Annotated in this window: 11 protein-coding genes; 6 read left to right on the plus strand and 5 right to left on the minus strand. The window is 74.1% G+C overall.

Going from position 1 to position 12,360, the window contains the following annotated elements:
* The first annotated feature begins 350 nt into the window (after positions 1–350).
* Together ADK60_RS15610 and ADK60_RS15615 are read left to right on the plus strand one after the other, a co-directional pair.
* On the plus strand, positions 351–563 hold the full coding sequence (locus ADK60_RS15610) for a hypothetical protein (protein ID WP_030391175.1): 213 nt from the start codon (positions 351–353) through the stop codon (positions 561–563).
* A 31-nt stretch (positions 564–594) separates the two neighbouring features.
* A complete protein-coding gene (locus ADK60_RS15615; RefSeq protein ID WP_045942107.1) occupies positions 595–966 on the plus strand; it encodes a hypothetical protein in 372 nt (123 codons plus the stop codon).
* A 54-nt stretch (positions 967–1,020) separates the two neighbouring features.
* On the opposite strand, the gene ADK60_RS15620 is transcribed toward ADK60_RS15615, so the two are convergent.
* The 4 genes from ADK60_RS15620 to ADK60_RS15635 form a co-directional block, all read right to left on the minus strand.
* On the minus strand, positions 1,021–1,710 hold the full coding sequence (locus tag ADK60_RS15620; RefSeq protein ID WP_063783157.1) for a Pr6Pr family membrane protein: 690 nt from the start codon (positions 1,708–1,710) through the stop codon (positions 1,021–1,023).
* Positions 1,711–1,906: 196 nt separating this feature from the next.
* Entirely contained in the window at positions 1,907–2,653 is a 747-nt protein-coding gene (locus ADK60_RS15625) for a response regulator (RefSeq protein WP_079008396.1), read from the minus strand.
* Positions 2,650–4,035, minus strand: coding sequence for a sensor histidine kinase (locus tag ADK60_RS15630; protein ID WP_079008397.1), 1,386 nt, complete (start codon positions 4,033–4,035; stop codon positions 2,650–2,652). Before ADK60_RS15630 ends, ADK60_RS15625 begins: the two co-directional genes overlap by 4 nt.
* Positions 4,032–5,198: a hypothetical protein gene (locus ADK60_RS15635; protein ID WP_053646580.1), complete on the minus strand. Its 1,167-nt coding sequence runs from the start codon at positions 5,196–5,198 to the stop codon at positions 4,032–4,034. Before ADK60_RS15635 ends, ADK60_RS15630 begins: the two co-directional genes overlap by 4 nt.
* 206 nt (positions 5,199–5,404) lie before the next feature.
* On the opposite strand from ADK60_RS15635, the gene ADK60_RS15640 reads away from it, so the two are divergent.
* The 4 genes from ADK60_RS15640 (at position 5,405) to ADK60_RS15655 (ending at position 11,395) form a co-directional block, all read left to right on the plus strand.
* On the plus strand, positions 5,405–6,682 hold the full coding sequence (locus ADK60_RS15640; RefSeq protein ID WP_286185281.1) for a CaiB/BaiF CoA transferase family protein: 1,278 nt from the start codon (positions 5,405–5,407) through the stop codon (positions 6,680–6,682).
* A gap of 27 nt (positions 6,683–6,709) precedes the next feature.
* The gene (locus ADK60_RS15645; RefSeq protein WP_053646582.1) at positions 6,710–7,852 is read left to right on the plus strand and encodes an acyl-CoA dehydrogenase family protein; all 1,143 of its coding nucleotides are present in this window, start codon (positions 6,710–6,712) and stop codon (positions 7,850–7,852) included.
* Positions 7,853–7,940: 88 nt separating this feature from the next.
* Positions 7,941–9,155 carry an acetyl-CoA C-acetyltransferase gene (locus ADK60_RS15650; RefSeq protein ID WP_045942112.1) on the plus strand — a complete coding sequence of 405 codons (1,215 nt, stop codon included), beginning with the start codon at positions 7,941–7,943 and terminating at the stop codon, positions 9,153–9,155.
* A 53-nt stretch (positions 9,156–9,208) separates the two neighbouring features.
* Complete coding sequence (locus ADK60_RS15655; protein WP_053646584.1) at positions 9,209–11,395, plus strand: 3-hydroxyacyl-CoA dehydrogenase NAD-binding domain-containing protein; 2,187 nt, start codon at positions 9,209–9,211, stop codon at positions 11,393–11,395.
* Between the two features lie 20 nt (positions 11,396–11,415).
* On the opposite strand, the gene ADK60_RS15660 is transcribed toward ADK60_RS15655, so the two are convergent.
* Positions 11,416–12,171, minus strand: coding sequence for a MerR family transcriptional regulator (locus tag ADK60_RS15660; protein ID WP_053646587.1), 756 nt, complete (start codon positions 12,169–12,171; stop codon positions 11,416–11,418).
* Positions 12,172–12,360 lie beyond the last annotated feature (189 nt).

The raw sequence follows: 12,360 nt of genomic DNA on the forward strand, positions 1-12,360 counted from the left end.
CCGCTGACCCTGGCCGCCCCCGTAGCCCCCGCCGCCCCCGCAGCCCTCGGAACCCCCGCAGCCCTCGTCGTCCCCGTCGCTCCGGCCGTCGGCCTCCGCCGTCCGATACCCATGTCGTCCCCTGCCGTCTCCGGTCCGGGCCTCCCCCGCGGAACCTCTCCGCCACCCAGGGCCGACGGTACGGGCCCGACCGGTTTCGGCACGTCAACCTGCGGATCGGTCCCCACCAGGACCCCGGAGGTACGCTCCGGCGCACCCGGCTCCGACTTGCGGACCAGACGCTCCCCCGAGGGCTGTCGGGGTTGTCGGCTCAGTGTCCAACTCCTGTGGGCTCCAGTACCATCGGCGCCATGCCAGCACTCAACATCGAGTACACGGAGCACGAACTCGCCGCCATCCGCGAGGCCGCCGCCGCCGACGGAAAGAGTGTCAAGGCGTATGTGCACGACCTGAGTGTGCGGGAGCAGCAGCGCCGGGTGTTCGTCTCCCACGCGGTGGCGTTCTGGAACGAGCACCGCGAGGAGTTCGACCGGGCGTTCCCGGAGGACGCGCCCGCCGCCTGAGCGGCGTCGTCACGGGAGGGGTGGCGCGATGATGCTGCCGCGTGTCGATCTGCGCTGGCTGCTCGACATCCAGGAGCTGGCCTCGCCCGAGGACCTCAGCGTGCGCGACTACTCGGCGCTCCAGGCGGCCGTCGCCCGGCACCGGGTGAACACCGCTCAGCTCGGCCACGAGGCCGATCCGGCCTGGTGCGCCGCCACCCTGATGCACACGATCGTGCTGCTGCGCCCGTTGCCGCTGCGCAACAACCTCTACGCCTGCATGGCCACGGCCGCGTACATGCACGCGGCGGGCGAGGGCGTCGATCCGCCGTACGGGGCGCTGGTCGAGCTGGCCCGGGACATCGTGGAGGGGCGGGCGGACGTGTTCGCGGCGGCCGACCGGATCCGGTCCTGGCGGATCTGAGGCCGGACGGCCGGGGCGGCTTTGGTCCGGCGCCGGACCGGAGCCGACCCGCCGTCAGGCCTCGGCCGGGGTGGCGCTGTCGGTGCTGTCGGTGCTGTCGGTGCTGTCGCGCGTCAGCCGGGCGCGGACCAGGGTGCCCAGCCGGTCCAGGCCGACCACGACGGCGGCCAGCGCGACGAACTCGACCGTGAGCAGGGCGATCTGCCCCCAGACGTAGCCGTACCCCTTCGTGGTCGGGTCGAAGAAGAAGTACGGGTACGGCAGCGGGTAGTTGGAGAACAGCGCGTTGCGGACCAGCACGAGCGCCGCGTAGCCGAGCGGGAAGGTCAGCCAGAGCGGGATGTCCCGCCAGGACGAGGCGTTGCGGGGCCGGAACACCAGCCAGTCGACGATCACCAGCACCGGGGTGACGTAGTGCACGAAGAACGACGACCAGTGCTGGAGCTTGTCCGGCCCGTCGAACAGGCCGGGCAGCGGGTTGGCGCCGTGCTCCAGCAGGATGTGCGAGACCAGCCCGGTGATCAGGATGTACAGGGTGGCGGCGCCGCGCAGTCGGGGCGCGGGTGCGTCGGTGGTCCCGCGCTTCAGCATCCAGTGGACGGCGCCGACGAAGTAGCCGAACACGATCACATTGCTCTGGATGGTGAAGTACACCAGCGGCGCGGTCTGGAGGCTCAGGCCGAGGCCCGTCGAGAGCACGATGCCGGCGCGCCACCAGAGCGCCGGGCTGGTCCGGACTGACATGCGGCCACCAGTTCTTTTCGGGCGATACAGGAGGTATCGGACGTCGAAGGGGAAGATCGCACTCTACCTGTGGGTCGGGGGGAGGGGAAAAACGTTCCGCCACCTACCGGATTCCCTGTGGATGCCCCTGCGACATTCGGCCGACACCTCGGCCGACACCTCGGCACGCGCCCGCCGGTGGCCGCGGCCACCGGACTCAGCCCGGCAGGACGAAGCCCGACTCGTAGGCGGTGATGACCGCCTGGGTGCGGTCCCGCGCGCCCAGCTTGGCGAGCACGCTGCCCACGTGCGTCTTGATCGTCTCCTGGCTGAGCGAGAGCTTCGCGGCGATCTCCCCGTTGCTCAGCCCCGCCGCCATCAGCCGCAGCACCTGGCCCTCACGCTCGGTCAGCCGCTCGATCGGCGTACGGCTCCGGCCCGGGGCCGAACCCCGGCCGGGCGCCGGACGGGTGTCCCGCGCGGACGACGACCCGTACCGGAGGGCCAGCTCGCGGACGGCCGCCGGGAACAGCAGCGAGTCGCCGCGCGCGATCAGCCGCACCGCCTGCACCATCTCCTCCGCCCGGGCCCGCTTCAGCAGGAAGCCGGCCGCCCCCGCCCGCAGTGCGTCGTACACGTGGTCGTCGTGCTCGAAGGTGGTGACCACCAGGATCCGGGGCGGCTCGGCCATCCCGCCGATCAGCTGCTCGGTGGCCCGGATGCCGTCGATCCCGGGCATCCGGACGTCCATCAGCACCACGTCCGGCCGCAGTTCGCGCACCAGCGGGACCACTTCGACGCCGTCGGCGGCCTCGCCGACCACGGTGAGGTCCGGTTCGGCGTCGATGACCACCCGCAGGCCCGTCCGCACCAGCCGCTCGTCGTCGGCGATCACCACCCGAACCGGGGCGGCGGCCCCCGTCGCCGCCCCCTCGGCCCCTGCCGTACTCCTCGAACCGTTCACCACTGCTCTCCTCCCGTTCCCGCCGGCAGCCGGACGGCCAGCCGCCACATCGTTCCGTCGTGCGTCGGCCCGGCCTCGCAGTCGCCGTGCAGCGCCGCCGCGCGTTCGCCGATCCCGCGCAGGCCGCGTCCGCCGCCGGGCCGACCGGGCCGGAGCCGCTCCAGCGGATTGGTCAGCTCGATCCCCACCCACCCGTCGGCCAGCGAGACCCGCAGCCGGGCGGGTGCGGGCCCGGCGTGCCGCAGCACATTGGTGAGGCCCTCCTGGACGATCCGGTACGCCTCGCGGGAGAACTCGGGCGGCAGCCGGTCCAGGCCCGGTGCCAGCTCGGCGTCCACCGTCACCCCGGTCCTGGCGAGTTGCCGCAGCAGGTCGTCCAGTCCGGCGAGGGTCGGGCCGGCCGTTGCGGCCTCGCCGCGCTCCTCCTCGCGGAGCAGTCCCAGTACCGCGTCCAGTTCGGCGACGGCGCCCCGCGCGGTCTCCTCGATGGCGGCCAGCGCCTCCGCCGCGAACTCCGGGTCGGTGCGCAGCACCCGGGCGGCGGCCGAGGCCTGGATGCCGACGGCGCTCAGCGCGTGGCCGACCGAGTCGTGCAGTTCGCGGGCCAGCCGGTTGCGCTGGGCGAGTACGGTGGCGCGCCGTTCGGCGGCGGCCAGGCGCTCGTCCGGGGTCGGGCCGAGCAGGACGGGCGCCCAGCGGGCCAGCAGGCCGCCGAGACCGGCGCTGGTGCCGACGATCAGCGCGAACAGGGCGAGGCCCAGCACCGGGCCGGGCAGTGGCCCCGGCACGCCGTGGTCCTCCCAGAACCGCGTCAACTCCTCGAAGCCGGTCGGCCGGAGGACCAGCATCGCCGCGAACGGCGTGCCGGCCAGCGTCATCCCGCTGACGATGCCGCCGAACGCGAGGTGCAGTACGAACCAGCCGGCCGTCCGCCGTCGGGCCGCCCAGGACCGGGCGGGTCCGGTGACCACCTCGCCCGCCCGGGCGGGCGCGCAGAGGGCCAGGGCGGCCGCCCCCTCCAGCGCCCGGACGGTCGGCACCAGCGCGGTGGTGGCGGCCATCGGGAGCGAGGTGGCGAGGGCGGCGAAGTAGAGCAGGACCTGGAGCAGCGGGCCCTTCTGCGGGTCGAGCGAGCCCAGCACGACCGTCGACAGCAGCCAGTACGGCATCAGCAGTGCGCCGCCGAGCACCAGGTGCACCCACCGCAGCCGGGCCTGCCGCCCGAACAGGGCGCGCAGCGTGCGGCGGACGGGGCCTGCGCTCCGGCCCTTCTCCGTGCTGCCCCTGTCGTTCTCCGCGTCCGTGCCCGTGCCCGCGCCCGTGCCCGCGTGTGTGCTCGTGCCCGCGTCCGTGCGCCGGTCGGCCCCCGCCCCCGTGATCATTCCGCAGACTCTACGTCAGCGGCCCCGCCGGTCCGCGGGATCGCCGAGGCCCACGCGGTGTCCGGGACGGCGCGGGCCGCGGACCGCTCGGCCAGGGCGATCGCGCCCACCGCCAGGACCAGCAGCCCGGTCGCCACCTGCGCGGACTCCACCAGGGTCATCAGACCCGGCACCGCCCGCCGGGGGTCGGGTGCCGCCGTGAACGTCCCGAAGGCCACCAACTGCCAGGATCCCCAGCCGAACAGCGACCCGGCCGCCGTCCACACCACGGCCAGCGGTCCGCGCAGCCGCCACCCCGGACGGCCGCGGAACACCAGCAGCAGCAGCGCCGCGCCGGCGGCCACCGCCATCAGGGCCGTCACCCCGTCCATCACCGCCACGCCCCGGCCGCGGTACTCCTGCCACTCCAGCGGCAGCCCGGTCGTCCCACCGCAGGCCCAGTACACCCGGGCCGCCGCGACCCCGGCGGCGAGCGGGGCGGCGACGCACGCGAAGGCCCGTTGGGTGGTCAGGGTGGGGGAGCGGGGCAGGTCGCCGATCCGGTCGTGGCGCAGCAGCCCGGCCCAGCGTTCCCGCGCGTACAGCAGGAAGCCGGTGATCAGCGCCAGCCCCTGGACGGCGAAGCCGCCGTACACCACCGGGAACACCCAGCCGCTCGGCCCGTCGTCGGTACCGGGCGGCGCCTGGTCCGGGCCGAGCAGCAGGGTGGACAGCAGGAACAGCGGCAGGGCGACCAGGATGGTCCCGAGCAGTCCGGTCGCTACCCACATCGGGAAGGCCACCAGCCCGGCCGGCGCCCGGCGGCCCCACGGTCGGACGAAGGACAGGGCGAGCAGGACGGCGATGGCGTCCATGCCGAAGGTCAGCAGGTTGACGAGCCACAGGTCGTCCATGGCGTCGGCGTCGCCGGCCCCGACCGGGTGGCCGGTGAGCCAGAGCAGCTTGAGACCGAGGTAGGGCACGGTCGCCGCGACGGCCACCGCGGCCGCCACCGTCCGGGTCCGGCCGACCGGTGCGGCGGGGCTGGGTGCGGCGGTGCGGGGTGCGGAGGCCGGTGCGGCGGGGTGGGGCGCGGAGGCCGGTACGCCGTTCGGGGCCGGAGCGGGCGCCGCGTCGGGCGTCGGGGCCGGGGTCGGTGTGCGGGGCGGGAGCATCGAGGTCATGTGCCCCACGGTCCCGCGGGCCCGGCGGTCCGGGCGTCCTCCGGAGACCGGATCCGCCTCCCCCGCCGGGGGGATCCGGCCGGGCCGCGACCGTCCCGGCGGACGAGGGGCCGAGGTCTTGTTACCGACGAGTCGCTTGCCTATCATCACGAGTGTTACAGCTTTACTGTCAGACTTCGTCGATCCTCGGAGGGGCCGTGGCGCCCGTGGGTGACAGCGGTGTGCACGGTGGTGGCGCGGGCGGGCCGCTGGCCGGGGTCCGGGTGGTCGAACTCGCCGGGATCGGACCCGGACCGTTCGCCGCGATGCTGCTGGGCGACCTCGGCGCCGACGTGGTCCGGGTGGACCGCCCCGAGCCCTCGCCGCTCGGCATCGAGCCGGCGTACGACCTCGCCAACCGCAACAAGCGTTCGGTGGTCGTCGACCTCAAGGACCCTGAGGGGCCGGGCCGGGTGCTCGACCTGGTCGACCACGCCGATCTGCTGATCGAGGGGTACCGGCCGGGAGTCGCCGAGCGGCTCGGGGTCGGGCCGGAAGCCTGCCTGGCCCGCAATCCGGCGCTGGTCTACGGGCGGATGACCGGCTGGGGGCAGCACGGGCCGCTGGCCGCCAGGGCCGGGCACGACATCGGGTACACGGCGGTGGCCGGCGTCCTCGGCCTCGTCGCCCCGACGGCCGCCGCCCTGCCGGATGTGTCCGCGAGCGATCCCGACGGGCCGCCCGCCCTCCCCGCCAACCTGCTCGGCGACTACGCCGGCGGCTCGCTCTACCTGGTCGTCGGCCTGCTCGCGGCCCTCCACCACGCCCGCGCCACCGGCGCCGGCCAGGTGGTGGACGCGGCCATCGTCGACGGCGCCGCCCACCTCACCGCCGTCCTCCAGGGCCTGCTCGCGGGCGGCCGGTGGCAGGACCGGCGCGGCGTCAACCTCCTCGACGGCGGCGCGCCGTTCTACGCCGTCTACCCGGCCGCCGACGGCGGCCACCTCGCGGTCGGCGCGCTGGAGCCGCAGTTCTACGCCGAGTTCGCCCGGCTGCTGGAACTCGGCCCGGACGCGCCCGGACAGTGGGACACCGCCCGCTGGCCCGAGCTGCGGGCCCGGATCGCCGCGCGTTTCGCCACCCGCACCCGCGCCGCCTGGGAAGCCGTCTTCGCCGGGTCGGACGCCTGCGTGGAACCGGTGCTGACGATGCGGCAGGCGCATGCGCACGAGCACCTGGCGAGCCGGGGGACCTATGTCGAGGTGGACGGCGTCACCCAGCCGGCTCCCGCGCCGAGGTTCTCCGCCACCCCCGGCGCGCTGCGCCGCCCGCCGGCCCGGCCGGGCGCCGACACCGCCGAGGTCGCCCGCGACTGGGGCGTGCCCTCGCTCGCGGCCGAGCCGGCCGAGTCCGCCGGGTCAGTCGACCCAGCCGAGCCGGCGGACCGCGCGGGGTCCACCGGCCCCACCGGCCCCGCCCGCACCCCCGCATCGCCGACCGCCTGAACCAGCCACCCTCCCAAGGAGTTTGCCGTGCAACGCGACCTCTTCACCGACGAGCACGAGGACTTCCGCGGCACCGTCCGGGCGTTCCTCGCCAAGGAGGTGCTGCCGCACTACGACCGCTGGGAGAAGGCCGGCATCGTGGACCGCGAAGCCTGGCTGGCGGCCGGCCGGCAGGGACTGCTCGGCCTCGCCGTCGCCGAGGAGTACGGCGGCGGAGGGAACGCCGACTTCCGCTACGCCGCCGTGCTGGCCGAGGAGTTCGCCCGGGCCGGGGCGTCCGGACTGGCGATCGGGCTGCACAACGACATCATCGGCCCCTACCTCACCTCGCTCGCCACCGAGGAGCAGCAGCGCCGCTGGCTGCCCGGATTCTGCTCCGGCGAACTCGTCACGGCCATCGCGATGACAGAGCCCGGGACCGGCTCCGACCTCCAGGGCATCCGCACCCGGGCCGAGGACCGGGGGGACCACTTCCTCCTCAACGGCGCCAAGACCTTCATCTCCAACGGGATCCTCGCGGACCTGGTGGTCGTGGTCGCCCGCACCACCCCCGAGGGCGGCTCCCACGGCCTCAGCCTGCTGGTCGTCGAGCGCGGCATGCCCGGCTTCGAGCGCGGCCGCAACCTCGACAAGATCGGCCAGAAGGCCCAGGACACCGCCGAGTTGTTCTTCGAGGACGTCCGCGTCCCGAAGGAGAACCTGCTCGGCGAGATCGACCAGGGCTTCCTGTACCTGATGCGCAACCTCGCACAGGAGCGGCTCACCATCGCCGCCGCCGCGATCGCCGGCGCGGAGTACCTGGTCGAGATCACCACCGAGTACGTCAAGGGGCGCGAGGCGTTCGGCCGGCCGCTGGCGAAGCTCCAGCACGTCCGCTTCGAGATCGCCGAACTGGCCACCGAGTGCGCGGTCACCCGTGCCTTCGTGGACCGCTGCATCACCGAGCACAACCGCTACGCGCTCACCCCGGCCGACGCCTCGATGGCCAAGTGGTGGGCCACCGAACTGCAGAAGCGCACCGCCGACCGCTGCCTCCAACTCCACGGCGGCTACGGTTACATGACCGAGTACCCGGTGGCCAGGGCGTTCACCGACGGTCGCATCCAGACCATCTACGGCGGCACCACCGAGATCATGAAGGAGATCGTGGGCCGCTCCATTCTCGGCTGAACCCCGGCCGGCCCGGCCCCCGGCTCCGGCCGCCACGCCCACTCCCAGTACCCAGCACCCCGCACCCCGCCCCGAAAGGCTGCCCACCGTGACCACCGAAGCGTACGTCTACGACGCGATCCGCACCCCGCGCGGCCGGGGCAAGGCCACCGGCTCGCTGCACGGCACCAAGCCGATCGACCTCGTCGTCGGCCTGATCCACGAGATCCGCCGCCGCTTCCCCGGGCTGGACCCGGCGGCGATCGACGACATCGTGCTCGGCGTGGTCAGCCCCGTCGGCGACCAGGGCTCCGACATCGCCCGGATCGCCGCCGTCGCGGCCGGCCTGCCCGACACGGTGGCCGGCGTCCAGGAGAACCGCTTCTGCGCCTCCGGCCTGGAGGCCGTCAACATGGCCGCCGCCAAGGTCCGTTCCGGCTGGGAGGACCTGATCCTGGCCGGCGGTGTCGAGTCGATGTCCCGGGTGAAGATGGCCTCCGACGGCGGCGCCTGGTTCGCCGACCCGATGACGGCCTACGAGACCAACTTCGCCCCGCAGGGCATCGGCGCCGACCTGATCGCCACCATCGAGGGCTTCTCCCGCACCGACGTCGACGCCTTCGCCGCCGAGTCCCAGGCCCGCGCCGCCAAGGCCCAGGCCGACGGGCTGTTCGACCGGTCGGTGGTCCCGGTCCGCGACCGCAACGGCCTGGTCGTCCTGGAGCGGGACGAGTTCATCCGCCCCGGTACCACCGTCGAGACCCTGGCCGGGCTCAAGCCCTCCTTCGCCGCGATCGGCGAGGCCGGCGGGTTCGACGCCGTCGCCCTCCAGAAGTACCACTGGGTGGAGGCCATCGACCACGTCCACCACGCCGGCAACTCCTCCGGCATCGTGGACGGCGCCGCCCTGGTCGCCATCGGCAGCCGCGAGATCGGCGAGCGCTACGGGCTGCGGCCGCGCGCCCGGATCGTCTCCGCCGCCGTCTCCGGCTCCGAGCCGACCATCATGCTCACCGGACCCGCCCCCGCCACCCGCAAGGCGCTCGCCAAGGCCGGGCTGACCGCCGCCGACATCGACCTGGTCGAGATCAACGAGGCCTTCGCCGCCGTCGCGCTGCGCTTCGTCCGGGAGATGGGCTTCTCCCCCGAGCAGGTGAACGTCAACGGCGGCGCGATCGCCCTCGGCCACCCGCTGGGCGCCACCGGCGCGATGCTCATCGGCACCCTGATCGACGAACTGGAGCGGCGCGAGCTCCGCTACGGCCTGGCCACCCTCTGCGTGGGCGGCGGCATGGGCATCGCCACCGTCATCGAGCGCGTCTGACCCGCGCCCCCGAGACCTCCTCCCTTTCCGGCCCTTCAGGAGACCAGAACCCCATGAGCGACACCGGCGACACCACCACCATCCGCTGGGAGCAGGCCGAGGACGGCGTGGTCACCCTCGTCCTCGACGACCCCACCCAGTCCGTCAACACCATGAACGAGGCGTTCACCGCCGACTTCGAGACCGTCGTCGCCCGGCTGGCCGGCCTCGGTGCCTCCGGCGACCTGCGCGGTGTGGTGATCACCTCCGCCAAGAAGACCTTCTTCGCCGGCGGTGACCTGAGGATGCTCTCCGCCGCCCGCCCGGAGGACGCCGCCGCCGTCTTCGAGAAGTCGATGCGGATCAAGCGCGCCCTGCGCACCCTGGAGACGCTCGGCCTGCCGGTCGTCGCCGCGATCAACGGCAGCGCGCTCGGCGGCGGCCTGGAGCTCGCCCTCGCCTGCCACCACCGGATCGCCCTGGACACCCCGGCCAGCCGGATCGGCCTGCCCGAGGTCACCCTCGGCCTGCTCCCCGGCGGCGGCGGGATCGTCCGCACGGTGCGGCTGTTCGGCATCACCGACGCCCTGCTCAAGTTCCTGCTGCAGGGTCGCCAGTACCGCCCGGCGCAGGCCCTCCAGCACGGCCTGGTCCACGAACTGGTCGCCACACCGGAGGAGTTGGCCGAGCGGGCGCGAGCCTGGATCGAGGCGAACCCGGCTCCCGTCCAGCCCTGGGACGTCAAGGGCTACAAGATCCCCGGCGGCACCCCGAGCACCCCGGCCTTCGCCGCCAACCTGCCCGCCTTCCCCGCCAACCTGCGCAAGCAGCTGGCCGGAGCCCCCTACCCGGCGCCGCGCAATGTGCTCGCCGCGGCGGTGGAGAGCGCCCAGGTGGACGTCGACACGGCGATGGCGATCGAGGCCCGCTACTTCACCGAGCTGGCCTGCGGGCAGACCAGCAAGAACATGATCCAGGCCCTCTTCTTCGACCTCCAGGCGGTCAACTCCGGTGCCGGGAGGCCCGAGTCGGTGGAGAAGCGGACGGTCCGCCGGGTCGCCGTGCTCGGCGCCGGGATGATGGGCGCCGGCATCGCCCACACCTGCGCCGAGGCCGGTATCGAGGTGCTGCTCAAGGACGTCACCGTCGAGGCCGCCGAGCGCGGGAAGGCCTACTCCGAGGGCCTGCTGGCGAAGGCGGTGGCCCGGGGCCGGCGCACCGAGGCGCAGCGCGACGAGGTGCTCGCCCGGATCACCCCCACCGCCGACGCCGCCGACCTGGCCGGCTGCGACGCGGTGATCGAGGCGGTCTTCGAGAACCCGGAGCTCAAGCACAAGGTGTTCCAGGAGATCGAGGGGATCGTCGCCCCCGACGCGCTGCTCTGCTCCAACACCTCCACCCTGCCGATCGGCCTGCTCGCCGAGGGCGTGCAGCGCACCGCCGACTTCATCGGGCTGCACTTCTTCTCGCCGGTCGACAAGATGCGGCTGGTGGAGATCATCCGCGGGCCGCAGACCGGGGACGAGGCGCTGGCCCGCGCCTTCGACCTGGTCCGGCAGATCGGCCGGACCCCGATCGTGGTCAACGACTCGCGCGGCTTCTTCACCTCGCGGGTGATCGGCCAGTTCATCAACGAGGGCGTCGCCATGATCGGCGAGGGCGTCGAGCCGGCCAGCGTCGAGCAGGCCGCCGCCCAGGCCGGCTACCCGGCCAAGGTGCTCTCGCTGCTCGACGAGCTGACCCTCACCCTGCCGCGCCGGATCCGCGACGAGTACCGGCGCGCCGTCGAGGCGGCCGGCGGCGAGTGGACCGCCCACCCGGCGGACGCGGTGGTGGACCGGATGGTGGACGAGTTCGGCCGCCCCGGCCGCAGCGGCGGCGCCGGCTTCTACGACTACGACGAGGACGGCACCCGGGGCCGGCTCTGGCCCGGCCTGCGGGAGCACTTCACCCGCGCGGACGTGGACATCCCGTTCGAGGACCTCAAGGAGCGGATGCTCTTCAGCGAGGCCCTGGACTCCGTCCGCTGCCTGGAGGAGGGCGTGCTCACCTCCGTCGCGGACGCCAACGTCGGCTCCATCCTCGGCATCGGCTTCCCGGCCTGGACCGGCGGTGTGCTCCAGTACATCAACGGCTACCCGGGCGGCCCGGTCGGCTTCGCGGAGCGCGCCCGCGAGCTCGCCGCCGCGTACGGGGAGCGGTTCGCGCCGCCCGCGCTGCTGGAGCGGATCGCCGCCGAGGGGCGCACCTTCACCGACTGACCCCCGCCCGGGCGGGGCGGCTACGGCGCCGCCCCGCCCGGGTCCCCTTCCACGTTCCCTGCCACGTCCTCTTCCGCCTCCTCGCCCAGCTCCTCCCGCAGGGACTTCTGGAACGCGGTCACCAGCGCCTGCGCCACCATCGGCTGGATGTGGTCGGTGAGCGCCTTCATCCGCTCCACGTCGTCCGGCTCCGGCTCGCTCTCCCGGAACGGCCGCCACACCGTCTCCCGGAACAGCCGCTGCAATTCCCGCGCCGTGGCCCGGCTGTGCTCCACCACCACGGCGCGCGCCGCCAGCAGCGTCTCCAGCGGGATCGGCACGTCCAGGATCCGCACCCCCAGCGGCAGCAGCCCCGGGTCCACCCGGAACACCTCCGGGTCCGCCGTGCGCTCCAGCGCCCCCATCGCCGCGAGCCGGTCCAGCTGCTCCTCCGACAGCCGCCGCCCGGCCCGCCGCTCCAGTTGCCCCCGCTCGGCCTCCTCCGGGGCCTCCGGCGTCCACGAGGCCACCAGCGCCCGGTGGATCGCCAGGTCCAGCGGGGTGGAGTCCTGCGGCAGCCGCGCCAGGTACCGCTCGATCGCGGCCAGCGTCAGCCCCTGCCGCTGCAACTCCTCGATCAGCCCCAGCCGGTCCAGGTGCTCGGCCCCGTACCCCCCCACCCGCCGGGCCCCCAGCACCGGCGGCGGCAGCAGCCCCTTCGTCCCGTAGAACCGCACCGTCCGCACCGTCACCCCCGCCCGCGCCGCCAACTCGTCCACCGTCAGCCGCACCTCCACCCCCGCCTCCCACCTCGTAGCACCACCACTGTGACACCATGAGTGTGACACCACTGTCCCACCCGGTCCACGCCCGCGAACGCCCCCGGGCCCGCACTCCGGCGTCGGAGCGCGGGCCCGGGGCATCCTGAACGGGACGGTCCCGCGGCCTCAGGCGGCGAGGTCGGGGTGGTGGCGGCGGGGGACTTC

Source organism: Streptomyces sp. XY431 (assembly GCF_001279805.1).
Classification (GTDB): Bacteria; Actinomycetota; Actinomycetes; order Streptomycetales; family Streptomycetaceae; genus Kitasatospora; species Kitasatospora purpeofusca.

Excerpts from the sequence above, each read along its gene's own strand:
- ADK60_RS15610 (WP_030391175.1), top strand. The coding sequence starts at position 351 with ATGCCAGCACTCAACATCGAGTACACGGAGCACGAACTCGCCGCCATC.
- ADK60_RS15615 (WP_045942107.1), top strand. The coding sequence starts at position 595 with ATGCTGCCGCGTGTCGATCTGCGCTGGCTGCTCGACATCCAGGAGCTG.
- ADK60_RS15620 (WP_063783157.1), bottom strand. The coding sequence starts at position 1,710 with ATGTCAGTCCGGACCAGCCCGGCGCTCTGGTGGCGCGCCGGCATCGTG.
- ADK60_RS15630 (WP_079008397.1), bottom strand. The coding sequence starts at position 4,035 with ATGATCACGGGGGCGGGGGCCGACCGGCGCACGGACGCGGGCACGAGC.
- ADK60_RS15635 (WP_053646580.1), bottom strand. The coding sequence starts at position 5,198 with ATGACCTCGATGCTCCCGCCCCGCACACCGACCCCGGCCCCGACGCCC.
- ADK60_RS15655 (WP_053646584.1), top strand. The coding sequence starts at position 9,209 with ATGAGCGACACCGGCGACACCACCACCATCCGCTGGGAGCAGGCCGAG.